This is a genomic window from Endozoicomonas montiporae CL-33, from assembly GCF_001583435.1.
In the GTDB taxonomy this organism is placed as follows: Bacteria; Pseudomonadota; Gammaproteobacteria; order Pseudomonadales; family Endozoicomonadaceae; genus Endozoicomonas_A; species Endozoicomonas_A montiporae.
The window spans coordinates 2,947,243-2,973,122 of sequence record NZ_CP013251.1; the positions used below are offsets into that span (position 1 = coordinate 2,947,243).

At 47.5% G+C, this 25,880-nt stretch carries 17 protein-coding genes, 1 tRNA gene and 1 pseudogene; 5 read left to right on the forward strand and 14 right to left on the reverse strand.

The features are described 5' to 3' along the window. The first annotated feature begins 138 nt into the window (after positions 1-138). Together metH and EZMO1_RS13615 are read left to right on the forward strand one after the other, a co-directional pair. A complete protein-coding gene (gene metH / locus EZMO1_RS13610) occupies positions 139-3,855 on the forward strand; it encodes a methionine synthase (protein ID WP_051789284.1) in 3,717 nt (1,238 codons plus the stop codon). A 130-nt stretch (positions 3,856-3,985) separates the two neighbouring features. Further along, positions 3,986-5,311: an MATE family efflux transporter gene (locus tag EZMO1_RS13615; RefSeq protein ID WP_034872828.1), complete on the forward strand. Its 1,326-nt coding sequence runs from the start codon at positions 3,986-3,988 to the stop codon at positions 5,309-5,311. A gap of 28 nt (positions 5,312-5,339) precedes the next feature. Here the strand turns inward: EZMO1_RS13615 and EZMO1_RS13620 are convergent, their stop codons facing one another. After that, entirely contained in the window at positions 5,340-6,170 is an 831-nt protein-coding gene (locus EZMO1_RS13620) for a DUF4892 domain-containing protein (protein ID WP_160174002.1), read from the reverse strand. A 193-nt stretch (positions 6,171-6,363) separates the two neighbouring features. After that, positions 6,364-8,040: a hypothetical protein gene (locus EZMO1_RS13625; protein WP_034872827.1), complete on the reverse strand. Its 1,677-nt coding sequence runs from the start codon at positions 8,038-8,040 to the stop codon at positions 6,364-6,366. 319 nt (positions 8,041-8,359) lie between these two features. Between EZMO1_RS13625 and EZMO1_RS13630 the strand changes: the two genes are divergently transcribed. Beyond that, positions 8,360-8,436: transfer RNA gene (locus EZMO1_RS13630), tRNA-Pro, on the forward strand. 424 nt (positions 8,437-8,860) lie between these two features. On the opposite strand, the pseudogene EZMO1_RS25595 reads toward EZMO1_RS13630, so the two are convergent. From EZMO1_RS25595 to EZMO1_RS13655, 3 genes and pseudogenes are all read right to left on the reverse strand, one after another. After that, positions 8,861-10,374: pseudogene (locus EZMO1_RS25595) on the reverse strand (ISNCY family transposase). A 35-nt stretch (positions 10,375-10,409) separates the two neighbouring features. Continuing rightward, entirely contained in the window at positions 10,410-10,601 is a 192-nt protein-coding gene (locus EZMO1_RS26225; RefSeq protein WP_145912599.1) for a hypothetical protein, read from the reverse strand. A gap of 31 nt (positions 10,602-10,632) precedes the next feature. Continuing rightward, positions 10,633-11,847 carry a hypothetical protein gene (locus EZMO1_RS13655; RefSeq protein ID WP_061509537.1) on the reverse strand — a complete coding sequence of 405 codons (1,215 nt, stop codon included), beginning with the start codon at positions 11,845-11,847 and terminating at the stop codon, positions 10,633-10,635. Positions 11,848-12,278: 431 nt separating this feature from the next. Between EZMO1_RS13655 and EZMO1_RS28170 the strand changes: the two genes are divergently transcribed. Next, positions 12,279-13,036 (forward strand): IS1 family transposase gene (locus EZMO1_RS28170; protein WP_420809906.1). Its coding sequence is split into 2 segments (ribosomal slippage): positions 12,279-12,546 and positions 12,546-13,036, totalling 759 coding nucleotides; the frame shifts between segments, so codons are not numbered across the junction. Between the two features lie 491 nt (positions 13,037-13,527). On the opposite strand, the gene EZMO1_RS25610 is transcribed toward EZMO1_RS28170, so the two are convergent. Beyond that, on the reverse strand, positions 13,528-13,947 hold the full coding sequence (locus EZMO1_RS25610; RefSeq protein ID WP_222842112.1) for an HIT family protein: 420 nt from the start codon (positions 13,945-13,947) through the stop codon (positions 13,528-13,530). A gap of 312 nt (positions 13,948-14,259) precedes the next feature. Continuing rightward, the gene (locus EZMO1_RS26235; protein ID WP_145912600.1) at positions 14,260-14,523 is read right to left on the reverse strand and encodes a hypothetical protein; all 264 of its coding nucleotides are present in this window, start codon (positions 14,521-14,523) and stop codon (positions 14,260-14,262) included. 154 nt (positions 14,524-14,677) lie between these two features. On the opposite strand from EZMO1_RS26235, the gene EZMO1_RS13685 reads away from it, so the two are divergent. Further along, on the forward strand, positions 14,678-14,908 hold the full coding sequence (locus EZMO1_RS13685) for a hypothetical protein (RefSeq protein WP_034872825.1): 231 nt from the start codon (positions 14,678-14,680) through the stop codon (positions 14,906-14,908). 5 nt (positions 14,909-14,913) lie between these two features. Here EZMO1_RS13685 and EZMO1_RS13690 read toward each other — a convergent pair whose 3' ends face one another. The 7 genes from EZMO1_RS13690 to EZMO1_RS27320 all read right to left on the reverse strand — a co-directional run bounded on the left by EZMO1_RS13690 (position 14,914) and on the right by EZMO1_RS27320 (position 25,735). Continuing rightward, positions 14,914-15,834 (reverse strand): metallophosphoesterase, encoded by a 921-nt coding sequence (locus EZMO1_RS13690; protein WP_034872823.1) that lies wholly within the window; start codon positions 15,832-15,834, stop codon positions 14,914-14,916. A gap of 37 nt (positions 15,835-15,871) precedes the next feature. After that, on the reverse strand, positions 15,872-19,312 hold the full coding sequence (locus tag EZMO1_RS13695) for a TM0106 family RecB-like putative nuclease (RefSeq protein WP_034872821.1): 3,441 nt from the start codon (positions 19,310-19,312) through the stop codon (positions 15,872-15,874). 108 nt (positions 19,313-19,420) lie between these two features. Beyond that, a complete protein-coding gene (locus EZMO1_RS13700) occupies positions 19,421-20,125 on the reverse strand; it encodes an NYN domain-containing protein (RefSeq protein WP_051789279.1) in 705 nt (234 codons plus the stop codon). A gap of 610 nt (positions 20,126-20,735) precedes the next feature. Next, a complete protein-coding gene (locus tag EZMO1_RS13705; protein ID WP_034872820.1) occupies positions 20,736-22,097 on the reverse strand; it encodes a transposase in 1,362 nt (453 codons plus the stop codon). A gap of 438 nt (positions 22,098-22,535) precedes the next feature. Continuing rightward, positions 22,536-23,959 (reverse strand): ISNCY family transposase gene (locus EZMO1_RS25615; RefSeq protein ID WP_244886698.1). Its coding sequence is split into 2 segments (ribosomal slippage): positions 22,536-23,515 and positions 23,515-23,959, totalling 1,425 coding nucleotides; the frame shifts between segments, so codons are not numbered across the junction. Positions 23,960-24,448: 489 nt separating this feature from the next. After that, on the reverse strand, positions 24,449-25,528 hold the full coding sequence (gene ltrA / locus EZMO1_RS13720; protein WP_201772263.1) for a group II intron reverse transcriptase/maturase: 1,080 nt from the start codon (positions 25,526-25,528) through the stop codon (positions 24,449-24,451). Between the two features lie 24 nt (positions 25,529-25,552). Continuing rightward, positions 25,553-25,735 carry a hypothetical protein gene (locus EZMO1_RS27320; protein ID WP_201772262.1) on the reverse strand — a complete coding sequence of 61 codons (183 nt, stop codon included), beginning with the start codon at positions 25,733-25,735 and terminating at the stop codon, positions 25,553-25,555. Between the last annotated feature and the right edge of the window lie 145 nt (positions 25,736-25,880).

Here is a 25,880-nt window from a genome sequence, read left to right on the forward strand (position 1 = left end):
CTTCTTCTCAGTCAATGGAATGGTATCGTGTGGAGAACCTTTACTGAGAAGTACATTTTGACTGCTTTCTGATACCATCCCAGTTTCAATACCATTCTGACTAAACCTACAAGAACGAACTGGCTGGAATCTGTACGCATGCCGATACTTTCAGAACAACGAATTCAGGAGGCACAGGAACGTGCCCAACTGCTGCACAAACGACTGCAACAACAGATTTTGATTCTGGACGGTGCCATGGGCACCATGATTCAGGGTTACCGGCTGGAAGAGAATGACTACCGTGGCGAACGCTTTGCCAGCCACTCCTGCGATGTCAAAGGCAATAACGATCTGCTGTGCCTGACTCGCCCGGACATTATTCAGGAAATACATCAGTCCTACCTTGATGCCGGTGCGGATATTCTGGAAACCAACACCTTCAATGCCACCACCATTGCCATGGCGGATTACGAGATGGAGGCGCTGGTACCGGAGATCAACCGCGAAGCGGCACGACTGGCACGCGCCGTTGCCGATGCTGAAACAATAAAGAACCCAGATAAACCCCGTTTTGTGGCGGGCATTCTGGGTCCCACCAATCGCACTGCATCTATTTCTCCGGATGTGAACAACCCCGGCTATCGCAATGTCAGTTTTGACGAGCTGACAACGGCTTACCGTCAGGCCGCCATCGACCTGCTCAACGGTGGTGCCGATATCCTGATGATCGAAACCATCTTCGATACATTGAACGCCAAAGCCGCCATTTACGCCGTTAAAGATCTGTTCGATGAGCTGGGTTTTGCAGTACCCATTATGATTTCGGGCACCATTACCGATGCCTCCGGTCGAACCCTCTCCGGTCAAACGACAGAAGCCTTCTGGAACTCGGTCGCCCATGCTAACCCGCTGTCGGTGGGTCTGAACTGCGCTTTGGGGGCAAAAGAATTGCGCCCTTATCTGGAAGACCTGTCAAACATTGCCGACACCTTTGTCAGCGCACATCCCAATGCAGGCTTACCTAACGCCTTTGGCGAGTACGACCAGACACCGGAACAGATGGCTGAGATTGTCGCCGAATTTGCAGAATCCGGGCTGATCAATATTATCGGTGGCTGCTGTGGCAGCACCCCTGATCATATTGCCGTTATTGCTGAAAAGATGTCGTCTATCTCCAGACGCGAAGTACCGGTCATTAACAAAGCCTGTCGTCTGAGCGGACTGGAACCTTTTAATATTTTTGAAGACTCCCTGTTCGTCAATGTCGGCGAACGATGCAATGTCACCGGTTCTGCCCGCTTCAAGCGACTCATTGTTGAAGAAGATTACGACACCGCTCTGGATGTTGCCCGTCAACAGGTGGAAAACGGCGCTCAGGTCATCGATATCAATATGGACGAAGGCATGCTCGATGCCCGTCAGGCGATGATTACCTTCCTGAACCTGATCGCTTCGGAGCCGGATATTTCCCGTGTGCCCATTATGGTGGATTCGTCCAAATGGGACGTTATTGAAGCAGGACTGCAATGCATTCAGGGCAAAGGCATTGTTAACTCCATCAGCCTGAAAGAAGGTGAAGAACAGTTCCGTCATCATGCCAGACTGTGCCGCAATTACGGTGCTGCGGTAGTGGTTATGGCGTTTGATGAGACTGGGCAGGCTGACACTGAAGCCCGAAAAATTGAAATCTGCCAACGCTCTTACGATATTCTGGTGAACGACATTGGCTTCCCGCCGGAAGATATTATTTTTGATCCGAATATCTTTGCCGTCGCCACCGGTATTGAAGAACACAACAATTATGCGGTGGATTTTATCAATGCCACCCGCTTTATTCGTGACCAACTGCCCCATGCCATGATATCCGGCGGTGTCAGTAATGTGTCGTTCTCTTTCCGGGGTAATAATCCGGTTCGGGAAGCCATTCACGCTGTCTTTTTGTATCACGCCATTAAAGATGGCCTGACCATGGGCATTGTGAATGCGGGACAGCTGGCTATTTACGAAGACATTCCTGCCGACCTCCGTGACCGGGTAGAAGATGTGGTGCTAAATCGCAATCCGGATGCCACCGATGCCCTGCTGGCGATTGCCGAACAGTACCGGGGCGATGGTGCAGCCAAGGCCCAGACCGAAGACCTGAGCTGGCGCGAACTGCCTGTTAACAAACGTCTTGAACACGCATTGGTAAAAGGCATTACCACTTATATTGTTGAAGATACCGAAGCCGCCCGACAAGCGGCTGAGCGTCCTATTCATGTCATTGAAGGCCCGTTGATGGACGGCATGAACGTGGTGGGTGACCTGTTTGGTTCCGGCAAGATGTTTCTGCCACAGGTGGTAAAAAGCGCCCGGGTGATGAAACAGGCGGTTGCGCACCTGATTCCGTTTATTGAGGAAGAGAAAGGCGACGAAGTTCGCTCTAACGGCAAAATCCTTATGGCAACCGTTAAAGGTGATGTACACGACATTGGTAAAAACATTGTCGGTGTCGTGCTGGCCTGTAACAACTTTGAAGTCATTGATCTGGGCGTGATGGTACCCTGCGAAAAAATCCTGCAAACCGCGGTTGAAGAGAAGGTTGATATTATTGGCCTGAGCGGACTGATCACGCCATCGCTGGACGAAATGGTACATGTTGCCAGCGAAATGCAGCGTCAGGGCATCAATCTGCCACTGATGATCGGCGGTGCTACCACGTCCAAAGCGCATACTGCTGTTAAAATCGAACCGGAATATCAGGATGATCTTGCCGTGTATGTCACTGATGCTTCGCGCAGCGTGGGCATCGCCACCCGTTTGATCAGTAAGGAACTAAAGCCGACACTGGTGGAAGAAACCCGGGCGGAATACGACAAAATTCGTGTCAGACATCACAAGCGCAGCAATAAACGACAGCTATTGACCTATCAGGAAGCGTTGGAAAACCGCTTTCAGCCTGACTGGACAGACTACCAACCACCTGAACCAACGTTCACCGGTGTCAAAGTGTTTGAGGACTTTCCTCTGGAACAGCTAGTTGATTACATCGACTGGACGCCGTTTTTTATCACCTGGGATCTGGCTGGAAAATTCCCGGCAATACTGGATGATGAGGTGGTCGGTGAAGCCGCCACCAGCCTTTATGAAGATGCCCGCGCCATGCTGGATGAACTGGTTCAGCAGAAGAAAATCAAGGCAAGGGCAACCATTGGCTTCTGGCCAGCGGCTCAGGTGGATTTTGATGATATCGAGCTGTATAGCGATGATTCCCGTTCAACCGTGTTGAACCGCTTGCACCACCTGCGACAGCAGACACCCAAACCTGAAGACAAGCCTAATTACGCACTGTCCGACTTCGTTGCCCCCAAAGAAACCGGACTCACCGATTATGTGGGTGGGTTCATTACTACCGCCGGTATTGGCGCAGAAGAGTTGGCAAAAGCTTATGAAGACGCTGGTGATGATTACAACAGCATTATGGTGAAAGCTCTGGCTGACCGTCTGGCAGAAGCTTTTGCGGAATGCATGCATGAGAAGGTACGAAAAGAATACTGGCACTACGCACCGCAGGAGTCTCTGAGTAATCAGCAGCTGATTAAAGAACAGTACACCGGTATCCGCCCTGCCCCCGGTTATCCGGCTTGTCCGGACCATACGGAAAAAGCAACACTGTTTAAGCTGCTGGATGGTGAACAAAATGCTCAGGTGTCACTCACCGGGCATTTCGCCATGATGCCTGCCGCCAGTGTCAGTGGCTGGTATTTCTCGCATCCGGAATCAAAGTATTTTGGGCTGGGGAAAATAACGGCTGATCAGGTGGCTTCTTATGCGGATCGTAAAGGTATTTCTGTTGAAGAAGCTGAAAGGTGGTTGAGGCCTAACTTGTCCTGAATGAAACCGTTAGCCTCCCTTTCATGGAGGCTAACGGGGCATACCTCGCCAATTCTGTTCCAAACCATTACAATCGCGGCAGTTTTTCTAATCACACGTTTTGTCTTTTCTCTTTCATTACGAGGCAGTCTTGAAGCCGCGCAGTCTGACCATTGTAAAACTGGCAACACCCATTATTCTCGCTATGTTGTCACAAAGCCTGCTGAATCTGGTGGATGCCGCGCTGGTCGGGCCTCTGGGTGAAGAGGCTCTGGCGGCGGTGGGAGCCGGAAGTTATGCCAACTTTGTTGCGCTGGCCCTGATCGCCGGGCTGTCGGCGGGCGTTCAGGCACAGGTAGCACGACGGTGTGGAGCCGGTCAGAAGCAACACTGCGCGGTACCGGTTAATCACGGCATTATCATTGCCCTGCTCTTTGCACTGCCTGTCAGTCTGGTTCTGATGGCCATGGCACCATGGATTTTGCAATTGTTCAGTCAGGACGGTGTGGTACATGATGCTGCCGAAACGTATTTTCGTATAAGAGTGATGGCTCTGATGGCTGCTGCCATGAGCCTGTCATTCCGGGGCTACTGGAACGGCACTGGTCAACCTTCCGGTTTCTTAAAAATACTGGTGGTTTCCCACCTGTTTAATGCTGTGGTCAGTTATGTGTTGATTTACGGTAAGCTTGGTCTGCCAGCCATGGGCGTTGCAGGTGCAGCCCTGGGCACATTTCTGGCCATGTATCTCGGTGCTCTGCTTAATCTGTTGATTCTGTTTCGTCAGGTGAAACACCATGGTTTCCTGCAACCCTTTCGACGGGCTGACTGGATAAACCTGAAAACACTGATCAGGCTGGCGATTCCCGACTCCTTGCAGCAAACCCTGTTTGCTCTGGGTATGATGCTTTTCTTTGCCATTATTGCCCAGCTGGGTACCCGGGAAATGGCCATTGCTCATGTGTTAATGAACATTTCGTTGTTCCTGATTCTGCCCGGGATAGGACTGGGTATGGCTGCTAATACGCTGGTCAGCCAGGAGCTTGGGGCACAGAAACCGGAAATGGCAACGGCCTGGGGCTGGAGCAGTGTTCGGGTCGCTACAGCATTGCTCAGTACGCTCAGTCTGCCATTACTGCTGAATCCAGAATGGGTACTGGGACTATTCCTGCACGATCCGGAGCTGGTGAGCGCCGCCAAACTCCCTCTGCAACTGACGGGTGTTGGTATTATTCTGGATTCTGCCTCACTGGTATTAACCCAGACATTGCTGGGCGCAGGAGCCAATAAAACAGTGCTGGGGATTCGTTTTGGCGCTCAGTGGGGCTTTCTTCTGCCCGTTTGCTGGTTGCTGGGAACAATTCTGGGTGCAGGGCTGACAACACTCTGGGTGCTGACCCTGTTGCAGCGGCTGATCAGCTCTACCGCTTTTATTGTGGTCTGGAGAAAAAGACAGTGGAGTCATATCAGGATCTGATACGACTCCTTTACCAATAAAGGTTACTTTATTCCGTCAGCAATAACCGGATACCAGCCTGACGACTGGATGAGGTACTGAACGATGATAATATTCTGAACCGGTCGGACGATACACCATCAGCCTTTAACTGCTGCTGCAACATGGACTCTTGCCTCTGTTGGATGGCAACCTGACTGTCAGCTCCTTTCACGCCTTCCTCCAGCACAACCGGTAATTCGATATTAATCAACAGCTGTCGCAAGTCGTTGCTACGTAGTGCTGAAAGCACCTCACGATAGGTATCATTCCGGGACAACTGCTCAGCACTGACAGGCAGGCGATCAATGTAATAAGCCATTGCAGCAGTGTCACCGCCTTGCACCTTAGCAGCAACCGAGAACTCATCCACCAGCGTATAAACCCGTCGATTACCGCGTTTCACTGAGTAGACCGTATAATATACGACATCTTCAGGTCTTACTTTCTTACCCAGAAAATAATGCTGTTGTCTGCTCATTCCATAGAGTGAAGAGACACGGAAAATATCATTTGCCCAAAAATTACTGTCGCCACAGCCAAAACTGTTGCAACTGAACAGAGGTTGAACATTTTGGGCTTTCAGCTGTTGCAGGAAGAACTGGTAACCGTCTTCACTTTCGTGACCAGCCGGTAACTGATAAACACGTCGTGTCAGAGTTCCATCAAGACGCTGCATTTCATCGGCCAGCACAACACCGTTCACCTTTTTCATTGGGCTGCTGACAATGGGGTGATTGCTGCGGTGTTCATCAACCCTGAGATTGACAGACGCAGCCGGGTAAGGTTGAAAATCCAGTGCCGTAACCGTTGCTGGAACAGCCACTATCAGTAACAGCACTGCTTTTACCGGTGTTTTACAGGCTTGCCATAGGCTCCGCATAAGTTGATTCGCTCTAACCATGAGTCGGATTCTACATCTTGTTATCAACGGTGACAGACTATCACAAGGTCACTATTGCAGAACAGTGTCCCAGATCTACAAGAGTCCAGACAGATGGGGTTGTGTTTTCAAGATATAAGGCGCTGGACAGCTACTTATTTCGATAAGCTTTAATGGCATCGGTCAGAATGGCTTTTATGCCGCGTTTTCTTTCAGCCAGTACCTCGTCCGTAAGAGATTGCAGAGTTCGCCCCTGTTCCAACAGTTTCTTCTGGCCTCTTGCCGTGCCTTTGGCATCTTTTGCCAGTTCAGACTCGGCAGCTGCCATAATTTTATCCGCGTCTAGAAAGGCTTTTCTGGATTCAGGACGAATCGCACGACCATGGTAGCTCTTCAATTTCTTTTTTAAACGTTTTGTTAAACGATCTTCAAGCAGACTGTAGTTCTCGTCCCAGACATCATCCAGAGATCGCATCTGCCCTTCCCCCATAACCTGATCGTGCGCTTTAATCATATTGAGCAATGACTTGACCCCGGAGGTTTTATTTTGCAAATCAGCTTTCAATCGGTTTCGGTCATCATCACTAAGATTAGTGGCAGACAATTTAGTCCGGGTTTTGGCGACATCCTTGAGGGTGTTTTTTAAGTCTGCACGCAGGGCTATTCCGGAAACGGGTTCCAATCCCATACAGGTTTTATAGAGGAACTCAAGATTTTCTTTTTTAATCAAGCCTTTTCTTATAAGCGTACTGGTTGTGCTGCCAACCATTGCTTCATCCTTTTCATTGCCAGCCTTTTGAATCTGAAAAACCGTAGCGGCCAGCAACGCCAGCTTTTTCTTATTCCGGGGCTTGGTCCGGGTTACACCTTCCACAGTAAAAGATATGGACTTGAGATAATCACCATGAGTGCCCAGCTCTATCATGCCATTGTAAAACGCTTCCTGAAGTTCAGCCGGAGGGTTACCCTGACAGTGCTGCTTGACGTAATCCATAACTTCCCGGGTGTAATTCGTGAAAGCGACCTTCAGTGATTTCTGATCAGTGGCTTTCAAACCAGCCGCCACTGTTTTAGCAATACCTTTGGGTAGTTCGGCTTCTTTTATCTGTCCCCTGCCAGAAGGCACCAGATCAGGAATGTCCATATTTGTGTCAATGGACGAATCGTCAGGCTCAGTTTGTTCAGGCAAGACTTTCAGCTCCCTGACTCTGGACAATGATGCTGTTTTGTCAGCACTACCACTGGATTGAAGCTCTACGTTCCAGGTCTGAGCTCTGGCACCCGGAGACTTTTCAGAGTTCTGTGTCTTAGCGGATGACTGACTTTTTTGACCCGGCTTCGGTGGCAGATCCGGCTTAATCTTTGGCTTTGGTTTTAGCTTAGGCTTTAAGCTCGGATCAGAAGGTGTTGGACGTTGTCCCTGAGTCTTTGGTCTTTGTGGAAGAAGCGACTTTTTCGCAGGTTGGGGTTTTGTCTTTGAAGCTGTTGCAACAGAGGGCTTTTCTTCAGATTTTGGTACTGTACCAGACTGGTTGTCCTTAAGAATCTGGCTTGGTTTTTTGTGCGACAGCAAAACTTTACACGCCGGATCAGGAATCACCTTTGTCATCCGTTCGCACAGCATAAGAGTTGGAACCTTGTTATCTGATGGCTTATTAGGAGCCTTTGATTGTGAGCTGGAAATATAACGGGTGGGTTTTGGCTCAACGGCAATTTTCTTACCTCCCAGCCCCTCACCAACTTGAGATTTGACACTTTTCTTAACTGACGGCTCTAATGAAGAACGATTAAAGCTTTCAGTAGTATTGTTAATGGGGCTTCCTGACATATGGCTTTCTTGTTTAGGTCAAAAGGTATTCATGTAATGGTAGTTAAGTAATTCAAAGAGCGTTTCCATACACGGCATTAGCAGCTGTTTCCGCGCAGCTTCGACTGAAAAGCCGACTTAGTACGTTCTGTATCCATTAACCTTCTATTGTATGTGTCAAAAACCCGGCATTGTCAGTCATTATTATCCCAGCTTACTTCTCACAGGCATCATTGCGCTTTATCGGTCAGTTAGATTTGAACGGCAGGGGTAACATAATGGTTGAACTCTAATAAAATCAAGGTATTATAAGCAGCAAGTCAGCAGCGATGCTAAATGTCGGAGCGTAGCGCAGCCTGGTAGCGCACCACAATGGGGTTGTGGGGGTCGGAGGTTCAAATCCTCTCGCTCCGACCAGAATTTTTACTGATATTTCAGCAACTTAAAAAGCTAATCATTCGATTGGCTTTTCTTGTTTTGGACATGTTTGGACACGTTTTGGACAAAAAAAATTTGCACGTAAGCAAATTATTGAACGACAGCATCTAATTATCGCGCTGCGCTTTCCTCTGAATGCTCAACCTTACCCAGCTCCTCTAAAGCCTCAAAAGTAAGAGCAGCATGGCACTCTATGTAGTGCCTGTCAGAAAACCTCTGAAAAACGGCAGTTGTTCTTGGCCGACAGAAGTTGATAACGGCTGGATTTGAGTTACCAGACGAACAAAGGATGTTTTTTGTACCGCACTGTTCAAAATACAACCTGATTCGACTATCTACAAGCGCAGTAATCTCTCATGCCCGGCATGATCAAAAGTAAACTGACGGAAGCCTGGCTGAAAGGCTACTGACGATCTCTGGTCAGCAGAATTTTACCCAGCCGTTTCAGGTTGCTGGCGACAACAGCCAGTGCGACATAGCGCTCAAAGCCTTCTATCCCTTTATCCGGGCATTTGTCGAGACCATTCGCTTCCAGTGCATTGATATCGGAATGAACTACCCCGGAGCAAGCTCCGGGGTATCAAGTTAGCTCTTGAGTAGTTCGCAGCAAGCTGCGGGGAATTAGACCCAAGGCTTCGCATTCAACGGCTGAGTGTTTTCTTCTTGCCCGGATAAACTCCGGGTGGGATTCCCGTTTTTTATCATTGGCCGACAGCCTCCCTTTCTTGGGGAGAACCGGGCGTTCCAGAAGAACTTCCAACTTTTCAAGATTGCCCGGACTCCAGAAGCCTTTGTCGTAGCTCACCTAGCTTAATGTCGGGAACCGCTTTTTGGCAGCCTCGGCCATAGGTACTGTAACCTGGTCGTCTGTTTGTTTTTGCATGACCTGATGATGCAAAGTAAAACCGAACTGATCCTGCAACACGCAGACCCGTAACCCCAGTTCAACCGGAGTTCCGGCTTTGCCTTTGCTGATCCATTCTGTATGAGGCTCAAAGATTGAGAACACCTTCTCATTATGGGGAATCTGCTCATGTTCTATCACCCGTCGGTAAATCAGGTTTATCTGGTGACGGCTGTGGGCTATGTGGTATTTGAGGTTTTCCAGCCTTGGCTCATCCGGTTGTTTTTTCAACAGCAAGGACAAGGTCGTTTCAGCTTTGCGGACAATTGAAAGGCTGTACTTTATGTACTCAAGGTGAGCCATTTCAATGTCGTGCTGCCGCTGCTGTTGTTTCAGTTCACAGTTTGCGCTGGAATGCTTCAGGTTTCGAGCCTTGTTGTAGCGTTTGCGATGCTGGTCTTTAAGATATTTGCTCTGACGCCAGCCCGGAAGCTGGTACTGATTGGAGAGAGCGGATGCAAACTCAATGCTTTTACGGCAAGCGTCGCTCAGAAGGCTGATATCCGTGGGGAAATGGACATCGGTTTTGACTACGAAGGAATCGGCACGGCCATGTAGCGGCTCATCTTTTTTTTAACCAGCTGGTGACCTGCATCCACCGTGACCTGGTTAATCTGATCCAGTATCTCCGGTGTGAAGAGGCTGATGTTATCCTGCAATGTTTGTATGTGGTAGGAATGGGTACAATATGGGCCGTGACCGAGCATTTTCCGTAATGTCCCATGTTCATTAGCCAACTCTTGCAAGCGGTAATAGTCACAATTAGTGACAAGGCGCAGAGTGCCGAAAACCAGAATGTTCCAGAGGTCCATACCGGGACGACCATTTTGCCGACTGGCAGGAATCATGTTCTCAAGCACCTGAAAAACCCTGTGTCGCAGATCAGGTGTTATCCAGATATGTTGCAGGCCCCGAAGCAGACGGGGAATGTCGTCTCTGGACTTGGGATTAAACGTGATGGCAGAGATATCAACTTCGCCCAACTGCATTTGTGGGTTGATGGTTTGGCGCATAAATGTGAAGGGTGAAAGTCTCATATTGACTGGTACTATAATTCCAAGTCACCTTTCTGCATGGGGAATGGGATGACATTGTCCATACCCACTTCCGTGACCTTGGCGCAGTAGGTCACCGCCAGTAACTTCCAGCCATTGTCGAACATGCCACTCTGAATTAATGACCTTGCTGTCAAAATACCTTGGCCTCCGGGATGCCGCCACCTCATTCCAGAACACTTCATTCGCTGCGTTACCAAGGTTTTACAAGTAGCCTCAATAAACCCCTGAGCCTATTGGCAAGTTGTGCGACAAGTGTTCAGCATAGTTCATGCGGGTTCGATTACTTCTGAAGTACTCCAGCTCTGTTTTCAACTTCGATCGACGAGGGTGTCGTTTATGCTGGTAAGCCAGAGCTTTGATGACTTTTTCAACACCTTCGGGCTCCTCTTTGAGGATGTGGCGATAGGTGATGAACTTTTCTCTGGATTTGTTGCTGTTTTCACCATAGGACAGGTCAAACGCTTTCTTCAGGTGCTCTGCGGCATGATAGAAGTCTACAACCTCGTGACCTTCAGGGAGTTCATTGGCAAGGTAGGTCCAGTTGTCTTTTGCCCCATCAGCGACTTTAACAAGCGTCAGATCTGGCCTCTGTCGAAGAGCTTCGCTCAGGAGTGCGGAGAGTGATTGTTTCAAAGTCACTTTCTTGCTTTCAGGCATTCGACTCATCCTGACCGTTGAGAGGCGTTCACCCTGTGCATCGTAAAACGACAATGTTCCACAACTGGCCTCCTGACAGCCAGCAGGGCCACGGGTTCGCTTGCCATCGACTCTATTCTGTTCCCGCTTTTCCTGACGTTTACCATCTTTCATCGGCAACATGACGCCATCAAGAGAAGCGGCCGCAGTCACAGCTTCTTCAGGAACCTTGACGCTTTCCCAGAGAAAGTCTTCAAAGGCTTCCCTATTGGGTTCCCACTGCGCATTGAACTTTTTGGGTAGTCTGGCCAGAGAGCTTTCCGAGGGCGTCATGTTCCCTATCAGATCAAGTAGGCTTTTAGCCTCTCCGGGAGGCATTTGCGCAACCATCCAGACAGCTTGTTTAGCTGCTTTTGGTGTCCAATACCCCTCTACAATACCTGCCTGTAGCTCCAAAGGGATGATAGAGTGATCCTTACCGTTACGATAGAGCGTACGCAAAACCCGGACAGGGCCGACAGCGGATTGATAAGTTTCTGAAGATCGCAACACCCGATGGTAACAGACACCGCTTACCTCAATCGCAGGAACGTCAATATCAAGCCCGGTCAGGTCTTCTGCCAGAACGCTTTGCTCTGCTTCGATAAAGAGTTTATGGATCTCACCTTCATAGTCTTCAAAGTGCTTGATTGGGCTGTGTTCCTGACGAAGAACGGCCAGTTTTTGCTCAAGCTGTTGGATAGCATGACAAGAAAAATTGGCGGCTTCAGCTAGTGGCTGACATACTTGCATCGGGGCGGCCTTTCACTGTTGCGGTATCTTTTACAGTAACCATCATAGCGGTGTTTGGCCGTTCCTATGTAAGTCCAGAGAAAATTTGTAGCTGCTGTATAAACCACGGACGGCAAGCCCAGAAAAAATGGTCAGTATGAGACTTTCACCCAATGTGAAAACAGCTTGTTTTGGAAAATCTTCGAGTACTATATGGGGCTGCAGGCTGCTATTTTCAAGTGTTTGAGGGTTTTCGGACAGGCACTATGTAACCGTCCGGGTTATGACCTTCGAGGTAGATGTCTGTAGTCTCCTCATCTTTGTGAGCCATCAATTTTTGAATCTCTTTTTTATCCGCTCCGTTGAGTTTTAGGGTAGTGGCACAGTTCTGTGATTCTAGCCCTGTCTGCTAAAATACGACATTCGGCAACTTTGAAAAATGCGGTTTAAAAATGTGCCTTACGCAAGTCCTCTGTACAACATGTGGCAGTAACCAAGTTCGGCCTTTCGGATACAGCACTCATGATGTTCCACGATACTATTGCTGTAATGACAAATGTGAAATCAAAACCTTCATGCTTGAATATCGCTACAAGGCCTGTGAGCCTGGCGTTAAAGAAAAAATCATCGATATGGCAATAAATGGCAGCGGAATCAGGGATACAAGTAAAGTACTCGGAATAAGCAAGACAACAGTAATAAAGACTCTAAAAAAAAAGAAAGCGGTCTGGTAAAGGTCAACCCAAATATTCAAACTATTGATCTCAAGTCAGATGCAATTATTCATGTAGGGCTTGTCTGCCAAGAGGCTGAGCTAGATGAGCAGTGGTCGTATGTTCATGATAAATCGAACCAACGCTGGCTTTGGTATGCTGTTGATCACGCTACAAATACCGTGCTTGCTTATGTTTTCGGAAAACGGAAAGATGAAGTTTTTAAAGAACTCAAAACACTTCTGAAGCCATTTGGTATTAATAAATTTTACACCGATGATTGGGGAGCCTATGAGCGACACCTTGATGAAAACATGCATATTATTGGTAAAGCAAACACTCAGAAGATAGAGCGTAAAAACCTTAATTTTCGGACTTGGATTAAACGGTTGGCCAGAAAGACAATTTGTTTTTCAAAGCTCGAAAAGATGCACGATATTGTTATTGGATTATTGATTAATAAAGTTGAGTTTGGGGTCAATATTCACGCGATATAACAGTTCTGGCCCACTACCATTTTTTGGTGTAACTTTTCGATTTATACGCCGCACTAAAGTTACAACTTTTCTGTTCTTTGGGCCGATGCTTACGTGCAAAGGTCTGTTGGCACCATAGAAGTAGAGCTTATCGAAGTCACAGTTCTGAATGACCCACTCAGCCACCACATCAGATGACTGGTCAGGACAGACAAAATCACAGGCCAGTCCCAGATCGGGGCAAATTGGCATACCTTTGCGGTTTAGTTCATACCCAGAATGTTGATCCACTGAAGGACAGATATTTGGTGTTTTATAATTTTTCCTGGCTCGCTTACGAATTGCAGAGGTCAACGAGGGAGTAGATAGACCGTAGGTCAGATGAACCCTACCAAAATGATCTCGTACCGGATCAAGAATCGACGTAGCCAGTATCTTGATGGCAGCCCAAGTATCATCTTGCTTCGGAATATTTTTCGGCTGTTCCTGTTCGAAAGTTTCACCACAGCAAATCAGGTCTTTGTAATAAAAGTAGTTACTGCACTTCTGGTCAATCTGGTATTTGATAGCGTGTAATCTCCTTTGCCCGGAATCATATGCCTGATTCCACCTTTCGGGTTTGCCACATCGCCGACTCTGCGTGGTATCAAATGCACATGGCAGTGAAAAATTGTCTGCCCTGAATCTTTGCCGCAATTCATCCCGATATTAAAACCTGAAACTGATGTGTCAATCTGTTCAATTTTACGCTTTTGTACTTTCAGCAACTGATGTATTGCACAAACTTCCGCTGAGTTCAGCTCAAAATAGGTTTCTACATGCCGTTTTGGTATGACCAGAGCATGGAGCTCCGAAACTGGAAATCTGTCTCGTATGGCATAGGCAAGCGAATTGCTGTCGATGACTCTATCGCGAGAGATAGCGCAGAACAAAGAGTCTACAGCCTCTCTGCTGGTTCCATTACTACACATAAACTTCAAGCCTTGGTCAAGAAGTGGAATAGTTGGTCTTGCTCTAAGATACTCTGGACGCTCGGAACATGCTTCTCAAAAAACTTTGACTGAACGTTTTTAATGGTCATATCCAGTTCATCGCACTGCTTTCGATGCTTCTGGAACTGTAACTGATACTCCTTTTGAGAAATTTCTTGCGTCTTGAACCGGTGTCGCAACTTTCCTTTCTGGTCAATCAGTTTGGCTTGCGTGACCTTGACCTGCTGTACTCTTTCCAGAAGCCCTCCAGCTCTATTGATCTCTGACCTGAGTTGCTTTTCCTTCTTCTTGTATAACCAGCGCAAAATACAGCTCCATGAGCAGTTCAACGGCTTTTTGATGCCTTTTTTCTCCTCTATAACCCTTAAACTGCCGAGCAAAATAGGGAATATGGCACCCAGCCGTAAATCCAGAGAAAGGCTCCAGAATTTCTACCGATATATCGTATGGATCGTAATGAGTGATTTTGCCCTGAACAAGGATATCATTGAAACGGAAGGAAATAATCTCGGACATAAGTCGTTCTCCTGTTTAGCGAAATTTGTTAAGCGCCTGCAAGTGGGAATAAATCAGCGCTACACCTTTACTTTAGAATCCTGAGGCTGACTGTCAACACAGCACCTTCTATCCTCAAGGTAGAGATCATCGGAGAATGAGAAGGGCTACTGTTATGACGGAAATGCAAGTTTCAGTGATTGTTTTCGGACTGCTTGGGTTATTTTTCCTGGGGCAATCCACTGTTGGCGGCCTCATCCGGTTGTTCTCAAAACGGTTAACTCTGGGCTTTGTGATAGCCAATGCGATGGCATGTGGTCTGTTTTTACTTCTGAGCTTTGCAGCCAGTATCTGGGAAATTCAGGGACTGAAGTGGAGCGACGTGGTCAGTCAGCTCCTTTCCTGATTGCCTTATCCTACCCGGTCAACCCATACAAAATGATCATTATTCAGCGCTTTCTCTCCCTGCCAACGGTAAGCTACTAGCTTGCCATTCTCGCTCTTGCTACTGTAATCCACACAGGCAATAGTTGGGCTGAGTGTTCCAGGTGTTCCCTGCATCCAGTAATGCCCAAAGAATAAGGGCACAGAATCCTTGTAGCGGTAGATATCTTCAGGAAGTTCCACTTCAGGCAATGCAGCATTGCCTGTGTTGGTTGCCGCTTCGGGCAAACGCTTCGCCTGCTCATCCCACCATTTCAGACGGACTTCATGTCGAGTCTGACCATTCTTGTCCGTAAATTCGTGACCTTCTGGCAATTTGTACTCAATGCCTTTGAGAAGATTTTCTATGGCATCATAAAGCTCACTTCCCAGCCTTGAAGCCTGACTATAAGCCTCTGTCAGCAAGCAGTGATCAATATTAATCCATGGTTGTACAATTTTCAGGCTTGGATGATGCCAAACAGCATGAACCACACGAATAGCTTCCAAATCGAGAAACAGCGGTAAGGTGCGAAACCAGTCGATCATATCTTTGTGTTCCACTGAACCCAATGGATATTCATCAAGAAATGCCTGGTGCGGTTGTTGATTTTTTACCGAATGTTCTCTCAGAAAAGAACCCGGATTTTCAGGATCAGGCGTTGCATAGCAAATAGCATTAAACTCATGATTACCCATCACTGCCAGTGCACAGCCCTGCTCCATCATGTTGCGACAGATGGTGAGTGCTTTTTTATGCTCCGAGCCACGGTCAATAAAATCGCCTACAAAGATGGCTTTTCGCTCAGGGTGCTGGAATATGCCATCTTGGTTTGTGTAATCCAGTTTTCTGAGCAGTTCTGCCAAAGCAGTTCCATGACCATGGATATCACCGATAATGTCGTACATGGAGGAGCTGATTCCTTTTGATTATCTGTGCATGGATTCAGTTATTATCGTCATGAGTCGCTTGTCCATAATCCACCAGCGCATTGTAAAGGTTCACCAGGGTCATCTGCTCAACACTGTTTACGTTGAGGTGTCCTAAATCGGGATTTCCTACGACAATGGCCAGAGATTGTGCCCGGCTGATTGCTACATTGATCCGGTTTCTGTCAAACAGAAAGTTCAAGCCCCTTGGGGATTCAGCGGCATCACTGCCACACATACTCAGGAATTCAATGGGTGCTTCCTGTCCTTGGAATTTATCAACACTGCCGACTTTGGCGACTTCTCCGAGCGCATTACTAAGCTTTCTGACCTGATGGTTATAGGGGGCAACAAACAGCATGTCTTCCCAGCCTATTTTTCGTTCCTCACCGTCTTTGGTCACGAAGGTTCTACCGAGCAGGGACTCCGCCAGTGATTTGATTTCGGTTACCTCTTCTTCTGAGGCTTGTGTATTGCCTTCATGAATGACAGGTACGAACACTATTCCTGCTTCTTGATCCAGAGGGCCGGTATATGTGTCTGGGACTTTTATTACTTGTCGATCATTATTGGAATCTGACCGCAGTTTTCCCTCGTAGATAAACTGACTGATAAACTCATTGACCTGAGAGTGCATTCGGAAGGTGGTTCCCAGAAACACGCCCATATCATCGGTAATTGTTGGGCTGTCATGCAGCAGATAATCCAAAATGGATAAGCCGCTTTCCTCCGGGTGCGTTCCTTGTGTGGGCTGCCCCAATTGCATCTGGTCACCCATCAGAACAAGGTTTTTGGCGGTTCGGCTCATGCCGATCAGGTTTGCTATGGATACCTGACCTGCTTCATCAATAAATAGGTAGTCCAGTTGATCAGCCATTTCATCCCTGGTAAAGCCCCACGCTGTGGTGCCAAGGATGCAAGGCGAATCCACATAATCAGCCAGTTCAGTATTTTTGGTAATAGTTATTCCCGCTGCTTCAAGCTCTGGATCTGTATCCTTTGTGCAGGCCACGGTGACTTCAATTCCCGCTTTCTTGCATTGCTTTGCGGCTTTTAAGAGCAAGTTATTAATGGCCTTGTGACTGTTGCTGGAAATACCGATTTTTGCCCCTGATTTCACCAGTTCGGCAATCACATGCTTGCCTGTGTGGGTTTTGCCGGAACCGGGAGGCCCCTGGATGGTCAGATAGCTATTATCCAGATTCTTTACGGCAGCAATGACTTCATTCAGTTTCTGCTCAGGGTCTTTGCTGGGAGCAATATCACCACCATTCACCCCTTTAATTCTTGGCTGTCGTCTTTGCAGAAAGTCGATGATGGCACATTTTGACAAGCCCCCCGCTTCAAAATCTGACACCACTTGATCAATTGCCCTTTCAATTACACTGGCATTCACATACTCATCGGGTATCAGGGAGATGGTATGAGGAGGTTCATATTTGGACTGAAGAACAATCAAACCCTGATCAAGATCGCTTGCCTCTTTTACGAAAGTAACCTTTGATCTTTTATCATCGCCTTCTTCAACGCCCAGCAAGTAGAAATTCTCAGCCGCCCCTTTGAACTCCTGAGCAGGATCAAACTGATATTCGTAGGCTAGATTTCGGGATTTTGGTTTTGGCTTGAACGCTTTCCTGTCCGTCCGATGGCAATTAGCCAAACAATCCAGATCATCCTGCAAATCAACAGGTTCAAGCCCAAGCCGGTCAAAGAGTTTCCAGAATACCGGTTTGGCTTCACGGCGATGAAATTCCAGAACCCAGGCAAGGTTTTTTATCAGTGTTGCCTGTTCCTGATTATCAGATTCCAGCGACTCGGCTTGTGACAGAAGTCGGTCCCGTAACTCTATTCTCTGGGTGATTTCCTCCTTAACTTCCGGCTCTTCTACCTCTTCTTTTCCTACGAAGGCAATCCCATGCTCTTGCTGCTTTTTCCGAAGCCAGTCGGTCAGTTCCTGAGTTGAGTCACAGTCGTCGATATTGTAATCCCGAATATCGCTCAGCGTGGTAGAAGTCTCCCAAGTATCTCCTTCTTCGCAACGCTGGTTTGCTAGTCGCCAGACATCATAAACCACTACCGAATCACCACCCGTCTCCACTTCTGTCTGCCGCTTACCCCGATATAAATGCTCGACATTTTTGATGGAGTATCGGGGTTCACCCAGCAATAACCCGCCTTTTACCACCTTATATAAATCCACAAAAACTTCATTTCGTAGCAGCTGATCCACTTCATTCTCGCAGGTGCCATAGCGCCCCATCAATTTCCGGCAAGCCGCTATTTCATAGTTGGCATAGTGATAGATATGCATACTGCGATTTTGTTGCCAGCGAGCATAGACCCATTGAATAAATGCTTCGAAGGCTGCTTTTTCTTGCTCCTGATTGTGCGCCCAAAAATCTTTAAATTGCCGCTGACCTGATTCATCAAAATAGGTATTGCCCCAAAGATACTCCAGACCACCGTCTTCCAGAGGAAAGCTTTCAATATCAAAGAATACATCCAGTGGGGATGCAGGAGGTAATAGAGCCAGACCTTTTTTATCTCCTTCCCCATGAGGTAGAATTTCATACTCCGGTATCGCTCTACCGACACTTCTCTTTTGAATAGATGCCTGAGCAATCAAACGCTGTAAAACTTCAGGTTGAATTCCTTTGATTTTCATTCCACCAGGATTAAAGTCTGCAAGTGCCTGCATGGTATGGATGCCAGCCTGATTCAGCTTTTTGATCTGACCTTTTGTGATCGTAGCTACCTGAAACAAATGATCTCGCTGAACCAGCAGAGATTCAGCATATTCAGACCAATTTCCCCAGCTTTTGGAGTTTGCCAGATCAGGGTAATTGGTAGGGTCAAACTGTTCCTGAGCCTTCAGGAAACCGTTGAGTTGCTGCATGAAATAGGCGGAGTAGTCAGCCACCCTGAATGATTTCTTATCACCATTGCCTAATAGGACACCAATGGTTGCTACCTTGATGCCATAGCTTTTTTGGAGCATGAGAGCGTAGCTGCACAGCTGTATCAGAAATGAAGGCTTAACCTTTGTACTGAGTTTGGTATCCCAGATTTCAAAGCTCTTTCTGTCCTTTGTTCGGATCAAAAAATCAGCAACCCCGGCAAACCGGGAACCCTCAAGATCACAACCTAAATGTGCCTGAGCAATAATGTCAACGTCACTGTCCAGTGCATGTTGTGTCAGCGCATAACCAAGCTCTCTGGTTTCCGCTTCTCTCCGCAAAAGCGAATACCCTTCATTGCGAAATTGCTGCTCAATCTCGGCTTCAAATTCAAAGCCTTTTCGTTGCAGAACTTGCATTAACGGGTCTTCAGGATCTTTTTCCGGAGCTTTGTCAGGCAGCTCCAAAAACAAGCGATCCATCCAGGAAGCAAAGGGACTTTCAACGAAGCGAGTCAGGTCTGAGGGGGAGAAGACAGTTTGGTTATTGCGCTTATACATAAATAAGGAAAGACTCCTGCCTGTTGATGCTGTTTAAGAGCTTACCTGCTCTGTGGCAGTTGTACCAAGGGCTTCACTGATCATAGTCACAGTATTATACGCCTTTTATCAGCTGCGTTTGCTGAGACGGGCGCAAAGCACCTGATGATCACCATACCTCCGGGTGTCTACTCCATTGATTGCCTGTATGAACTCGGAAAATGATGAAAAGCCATACCTTTTCTCATCAAAATGCTCGTCAACGGATAGAATCCTGTTCTTCAAAACGGAACAATTCAGCGGTTGTTCTGACTCCTGAAGGACACTTCGGGTAAGATGAATCGCCCCTTCAAGACCCGGTGGACAGATGGTTCGATGACTGTTTTGCTGATCTGTATAAAAATAGCGTGCACAAAAGCGTTTAACAGATTCACTCAATGGCGAATGTGGTCCGACACCGACAACATGCTTTCCTAAAGAACGAATTTCGCGGAACAAGGGAGAAAAGTCCGAATCACCGGTCGCCAGAACAAACCAGTCCACATCCAGACTCGTCTGTGCCACCTTCATAACTTCAATAGTCATCGCAATATCTGCCGAGTTCTTTCCGGATACTGGGTGAAAGGTATGAACAAAATCAAATCCTTGTTCGTTCAAATGGTCTTGAAACCCCTGAAGGTTTGGACCACCCCAGTTACCAAAGGCTTGGCGTATGGTAACCAGACCAAACTCTGATAACTCATCTATCAGGTGCTCGACTCCGTTATGCTTCAACCAGCCAGCGAGGTTTTCAGTATCAAGAAACAAGGCAATATGAGTGTGAGGAACGTCCATGCAACACCTCCGAATGCAATACTCTTACTAAAATCTAGCAGCATCCCAAAGCCTTAAAACGAGCAAAAGAACCAGTATTTAGCCAACCTACCGAAAATTAAGACGTTTTTCTGCATACTGGAAATCAACTCATAAGCGCCCCAATGATAGCGATATGACCTGATCTAAGACACGGAAACAATCAGCCTATCTTGCTTATCCGTTTCACCATAGAAGCTAACCAGTCGCTTCACTCCCGGCCTGCCACTCGCCATGCGATGCCGGTTAGTATCTCTGTAGTGTCTTACTGTACCGGTGTTTTTTGTCAGGTGGCTTTTGCCTGACGCTTACATAGCTATAGATAAAGTGTCTTCTATTGTCTTGGACAAAAAAAATGTATCTATCTGATTTTATTGATCTTTATTTTCTAAATTTCCCCCATACGAGAAATCAATATATCTATAAATATCAATCAGTTAGCTATCAGCTATTCCCGCTGAATATACGTCTTAAGACGTTTAAGTTGGTGTAGGCAAGGAACATTTAATACGTTCAGGGAGTGTCCTTCACTTCCAGCGAATCTTGAACGAACAAAAATTTTGAACCCTGAAACCAGACTGCCCCACATTCTTTATGAACTGTCGTAAGGCACTATTCCCGCGACGGTACGGCTAATGATGGCATCAAACAACCCTTCCCAGGTTTTGATCAGCCAGGTCTGGAAATAACCTTTCATCAACTCCCACAGATGTATTCGTACACCTCGCGTTCGTTCTTTCAGGGCTTTTTGAAACTCCGGGCTGCCCAGTTGTTGCAGCTGGTCAACCAGAAAGGCCAGTACCGTCAGGTAAGCCAGATTGGTGGCAAGGTGCTGTTCACCGTGCCCGTAGTTGTGCTCAAGGTGGTAGTCTTGTTTCTTCAGGGTATTGAACGTTTGGTTTTCAATGTGCCATCGGCATCGTCCTCCTTTCATCAGGGCTTCAATGGTCTTTTCTGTCAGAGGTATGTCAGTGATCCAACTCCAGGTGTGACGATCACCTTTTTTGTCCGTCTCAACAAAATCCAGCACGTTGACATGCTCAACGGGGTTAGACTTGTTGAGGGGCACATCGTTAGTAAAACGATACCAGTACTTGATGCCAGTCACCGGGTCAGTTTTGAGGCAACGTGCCACTTTTCCTTGCTTATCCAGTTCATCTACAGCTTCAATCAGCGAGCCGTGATTGCCGTCTTTCGCAATGATAATGTAATGCCAGCCGTAACTCTTGATCAGGCGGATAGTTGGTCCGTCAGCATACAAGCCATCCAGTACGATAATCAGTTTCAGGTAGGGGTGGTCTTTTTTTACGTTGGCAAGAAAGCGCTTAAGGGCACTCTTTTCACAGTCGTTCTTGGTACAACCATCCTGTCGTACAATAGCTTCGGGAGCCAATGGTATAACGACTTTCTGGTCGGGGTGGACAATGCAACCGCCCATCAGCTGGTGATAATAAGCCTCATTGGCTTTGCCCTGATTTTTTACGCAGCAGTCGTCGCAGTGTAGCTTTCCGGAGAAGAAGGTTTGTGTACCATCAATGGCCAGCAAATAATGGTTTTTAAGGTGGCCGATGTGAAACTCAAACTTCTGCAGGTGCCCCGAACGCTGAAAGCGTGAGAAGATTTTTTTGTAAGGCTTCTGAAACCAGTGTGGAGAAAGCTGGTCAAGTACTTCTCGCATCCGGGTGTCACTGGGAACTCTGCCATTGACGACATCAAACAGGGTTTCCAGATTGTGAGCCTGGACAGGGTCTTCCCTTTGGCTATCAAAGCGGAGCATGGACGGCATTTTCATTTGCATCATGGCAAAAGCGGACTTGGCAAAGTTGCCAAAGGGAATGCCATTCTTGCAGTGATTAGGTCGGTGATCGGGAATGTCAACCAGACAGTCAGTAACCTCTTTAATAAGGTGGCTGGCAGTCAGGTGCGTGCAATTTTTTTGAATGGGCTTGGCCATGGTTGCAACCGGTCAGATCATGCAGCATAAGGTCAAAAATAGTCGTTCAATTGTGCGGTTGCAGATTTTTTTATCACGCTCTAAAGCCTGATAGCTGGGGGCTTTTGATAAAGGTCGGGAATTGCTGGTTAGCTATTTATTTTGCTCTTTTGCCCAATAATGGGGTTGTGGGGGTCGGAGGTTCAAATCCTCTCGCTCCGACCAAAAAACTTTAAAAGAAAGCAGCTTAAATAGTGCCTGTCAGAAAACCTCTGAAAAACGGCAGTTGTTCTTGGCCGACAGAAGTTGATAACGGCTGGATTTGAGTTACCAGACGAACAAAGGATGTTTTTTGTACCGCACTGTTCAAAATACAACCTGATTCGACTATCTACAAGCGCAGTAATCTCTCATGCCCGGCATGATCAAAATTAAACTGACGGAAGCCTGGCTGAAAGGCTACTGACGATCTCTGGTCAGCAGAATTTTACCCAGCCGTTTCAGGTTGCTGGCGACAACAGCCAGTGCGACATAGCGCTCAAAGCCTTCTATCCCTTTATCCGGGCATTTGTCGAGACCATTCGCTTCCAGTGCATTGATATCGGATTCAACAGCTGAGTGTTTTCTTCTTGCCCGGATAAACTCCGGGTGGGATTCCCGTTTTTTATCATTGGCCGACAGCCTCCCTTTCTTGGGGAGAACCGGGCGTTCCAGAAGAACTTCCAACTTTTCAAGATTGCCCGGACTCCAGAAGCCTTTGTCGTAGCTCACCTGGCTTAATGTCGGGAACCGCTTTTTGGCAGCCTCGGCCATAGGTACTGTAACCTGGTCGTCTGTTTGTTTTTGCATGACCTGATGATGCAAAGTAAAACCGAACTGATCCTGCAACACGCAGACCCGTAACCCCAGTTCAACCGGAGTTCCGGCTTTGCCTTTGCTGATCCATTCTGTATGAGGCTCAAAGATTGAGAACACCTTCTCATTATGGGGAATCTGCTCATGTTCTATCACCCGTCGGTAAATCAGGTTTATCTGGTGACGGCTGTGGGCTATGTGGTATTTGAGGTTTTCCAGCCTTGGCTCATCCGGTTGTTTTTTCAACAGCAAGGACAAGGTCGTTTCAGCTTTGCGGACAATTGAAAGGCTGTACTTTATGTACTCAAGGTGAGCCATTTCAATGTCGTGCTGCCGCTGCTGTTGTTTCAGTTCACAGTTTGCGCTGGAATGCTTCAGGTTTCGAGCCTTGTTGTAGCGTTTGCGATGCTGGTCTTTAAGATATTTGCTCTGACGCCAGCCCGGAAGCTGGTACTGATTGGAGAGAGCGGATGCAAACTCAATGCTTTTACGGCAAGCGTCGCTCAGAAGGCTGATATCCGTGGGGAAATGGACATCGGTTTTGACTACGAAGGAATCGGCACGGCCATGTAGCGGCTCATCTTTTTTTTAACCAGCTGGTGACCTGCATCCACCGTGACCTGGTTAATCTGATCCAGTATCTCCGGTGTGAAGAGGCTGATGTTATCCTGCAATGTTTGTATGTGGTAGGAATGGGTACAATATGGGCCGTGACCGAGCATTTTCCGTAATGTCCCATGTTCATTAGCCAACTCTTGCAAGCGGTAATAGTCACAATTAGTGACAAGGCGCAGAGTGCCGAAAACCAGAATGTTCCAGAGGTCCATACCGGGACGACCATTTTGCCGACTGGCAGGAATCATGTTCTCAAGCACCTGAAAAACCCTGTGTCGCAGATCAGGTGTTATCCAGATATGTTGCAGGCCCCGAAGCAGACGGGGAATGTCGTCTCTGGACTTGGGATTAAACGTGATGGCAGAGATATCAACTTCGCCCAACTGCATTTGTGGGTTGATGGTTTGGCGCATAAATGTGAAAACAGCTTGTTTTGGAAAATCTTCGAGTACTATATGGGGCTGCAGGCTGCTATTTTCAAGTGTTTGAGGGTTTTCGGACAGGCACTAAATAGCTGCTTTTTTTGTGCCTGTTATTTGTTGGCAAAAAACGGGTGATGCCTCAAATGCATTGAGTACGGATTGTCCTATATAGCCAGCTTGAGAGAATTGTGCATTTTGCACTATGGCTACGATAGAAATTACCTGCATTCACTGTAACAGCACTCGTGTCGTTAAAATTGCAGCGCTTCTTCTGCAACAGCTGCCGAAAGAGTTTTCAGACAGTGGTTATCTATAATGCAAATCAGCCTGTGTGAAGCACAGCTAATCCCGCGCTTTCAATTACAACCAGTAATCACAAGGGATTCAGCAGCGTAGAAAAATCGGGATAGGGCGTAGCCTCACAGCTACGCTCCTCCCACACCACGCAGCGTACGGGTCCGTACTACGCGGTTCGGCCAGTTAAGCAGCCAACAACCTGATCAATCCTAACCCGTCAAACCAACTATTCGGTAGCGCCATATGTAGAGCTGGACTCCGGCTCATTCGCCAGTGCCCTTTTCCTGAAGCTACCGTTTGCCTTGTCAGTTTGTCACTGATTCCCTGCTTTCGCAGTTCCTTGTACCGCTTTGGGCTCCTTTTCCATTGATACCAGAGTAAACTTCTTAATCGCCTTCTTATCCAGCAATCAAAGTGCTCAAACTCTGTGCAGGTTTCTATTTCCCGGAAGTAGTTCTTCCAACCCTGCAAGTATCTGTTGAGTCCTTCCAACCTCTGTTCAAGGGATCGCCCTCCCTTTCGGGTTAGCTGTCTGATTTTATCTTTGAAACGCTTGCAGCTCTTTGCCGCAAGGGTTTTCCTACCGTCTCGGGTAAAACTGTATCCCAGAAATGCGCGCTTCCATGCACGATCTACCGCACTCTTTGTACGATTGACCTTTAGCTTCATTTTACCTTCGATCAGCTTAACCAGACTTGCCATCACCCTTTCGCCTGCCTTCTTACTTTTAACAAACACACGACAGTCGTCTGCGTATCGAACAAACCGTAACCCTCGTTTTTCAAGCGTTTTGTCGAGTTCGTCCAATACTATGTTTGAGAGCACAGGAGACAGCGGCCCTCCTTGTGGCACACCTTCCGTTTGCGGTTTTGACAGTCCATTTTCCATCACTCCGGACTTCAGGAATCGATGAATCAAACGCAATACATCCTTGTCCTGTATATGCTCTGCCAGCTTTGCCATCAGTCGATCATGATTGACTCGATCAAAGAACTTCGACAAATCAATATCAACCACCCAGTCGTAACCATCCTTTATATACGACTGAGCCTGACTGATAGCCTGATGTGCTGACCTCTGCGGTCTGAATCCATAGCTGTAAGACGAGAACCGTGGCTCCCATTCTGCCTGTAATACTTGCTGTATTGCCTGCTGCACCATTCGATCAAGAGCTGTTGGAATGCCCAACTTTCGCTCTCCACCATCCGGTTTGGGGATCAGAACTCTTCTTACCGGAGCTGGTTTCCACAACCCTCTCAGCAAACATTGCCTCAGTTGACGACCATGCTATTGTAAATACCTGAACAGGTCATCCACTGTCATACGGTCAATGCCTGCCGCTCCTTTGTTGCGTTTTACTCGTTGAAAGGCTTTCTTCAAGTTGTTGGGATGAGCAATGCGTGCCATCAGGCTTGCATCGCTTGCCGGGCTTTCGTAATCCTGTGATACCGACACAACCTCAGCCCTCATAGCGTCGCAGCCTCCGGTTCCGCCGTGACCACTTGGTATGAGTTCCAGTGTTTGCTGGATTTGTCTGCGTCCGGTGTTTCGAATAACAGAAACTACTCACCACTCTGTACCGTTCAGGCCTTCACTGACATGCGCCAGCTACTAT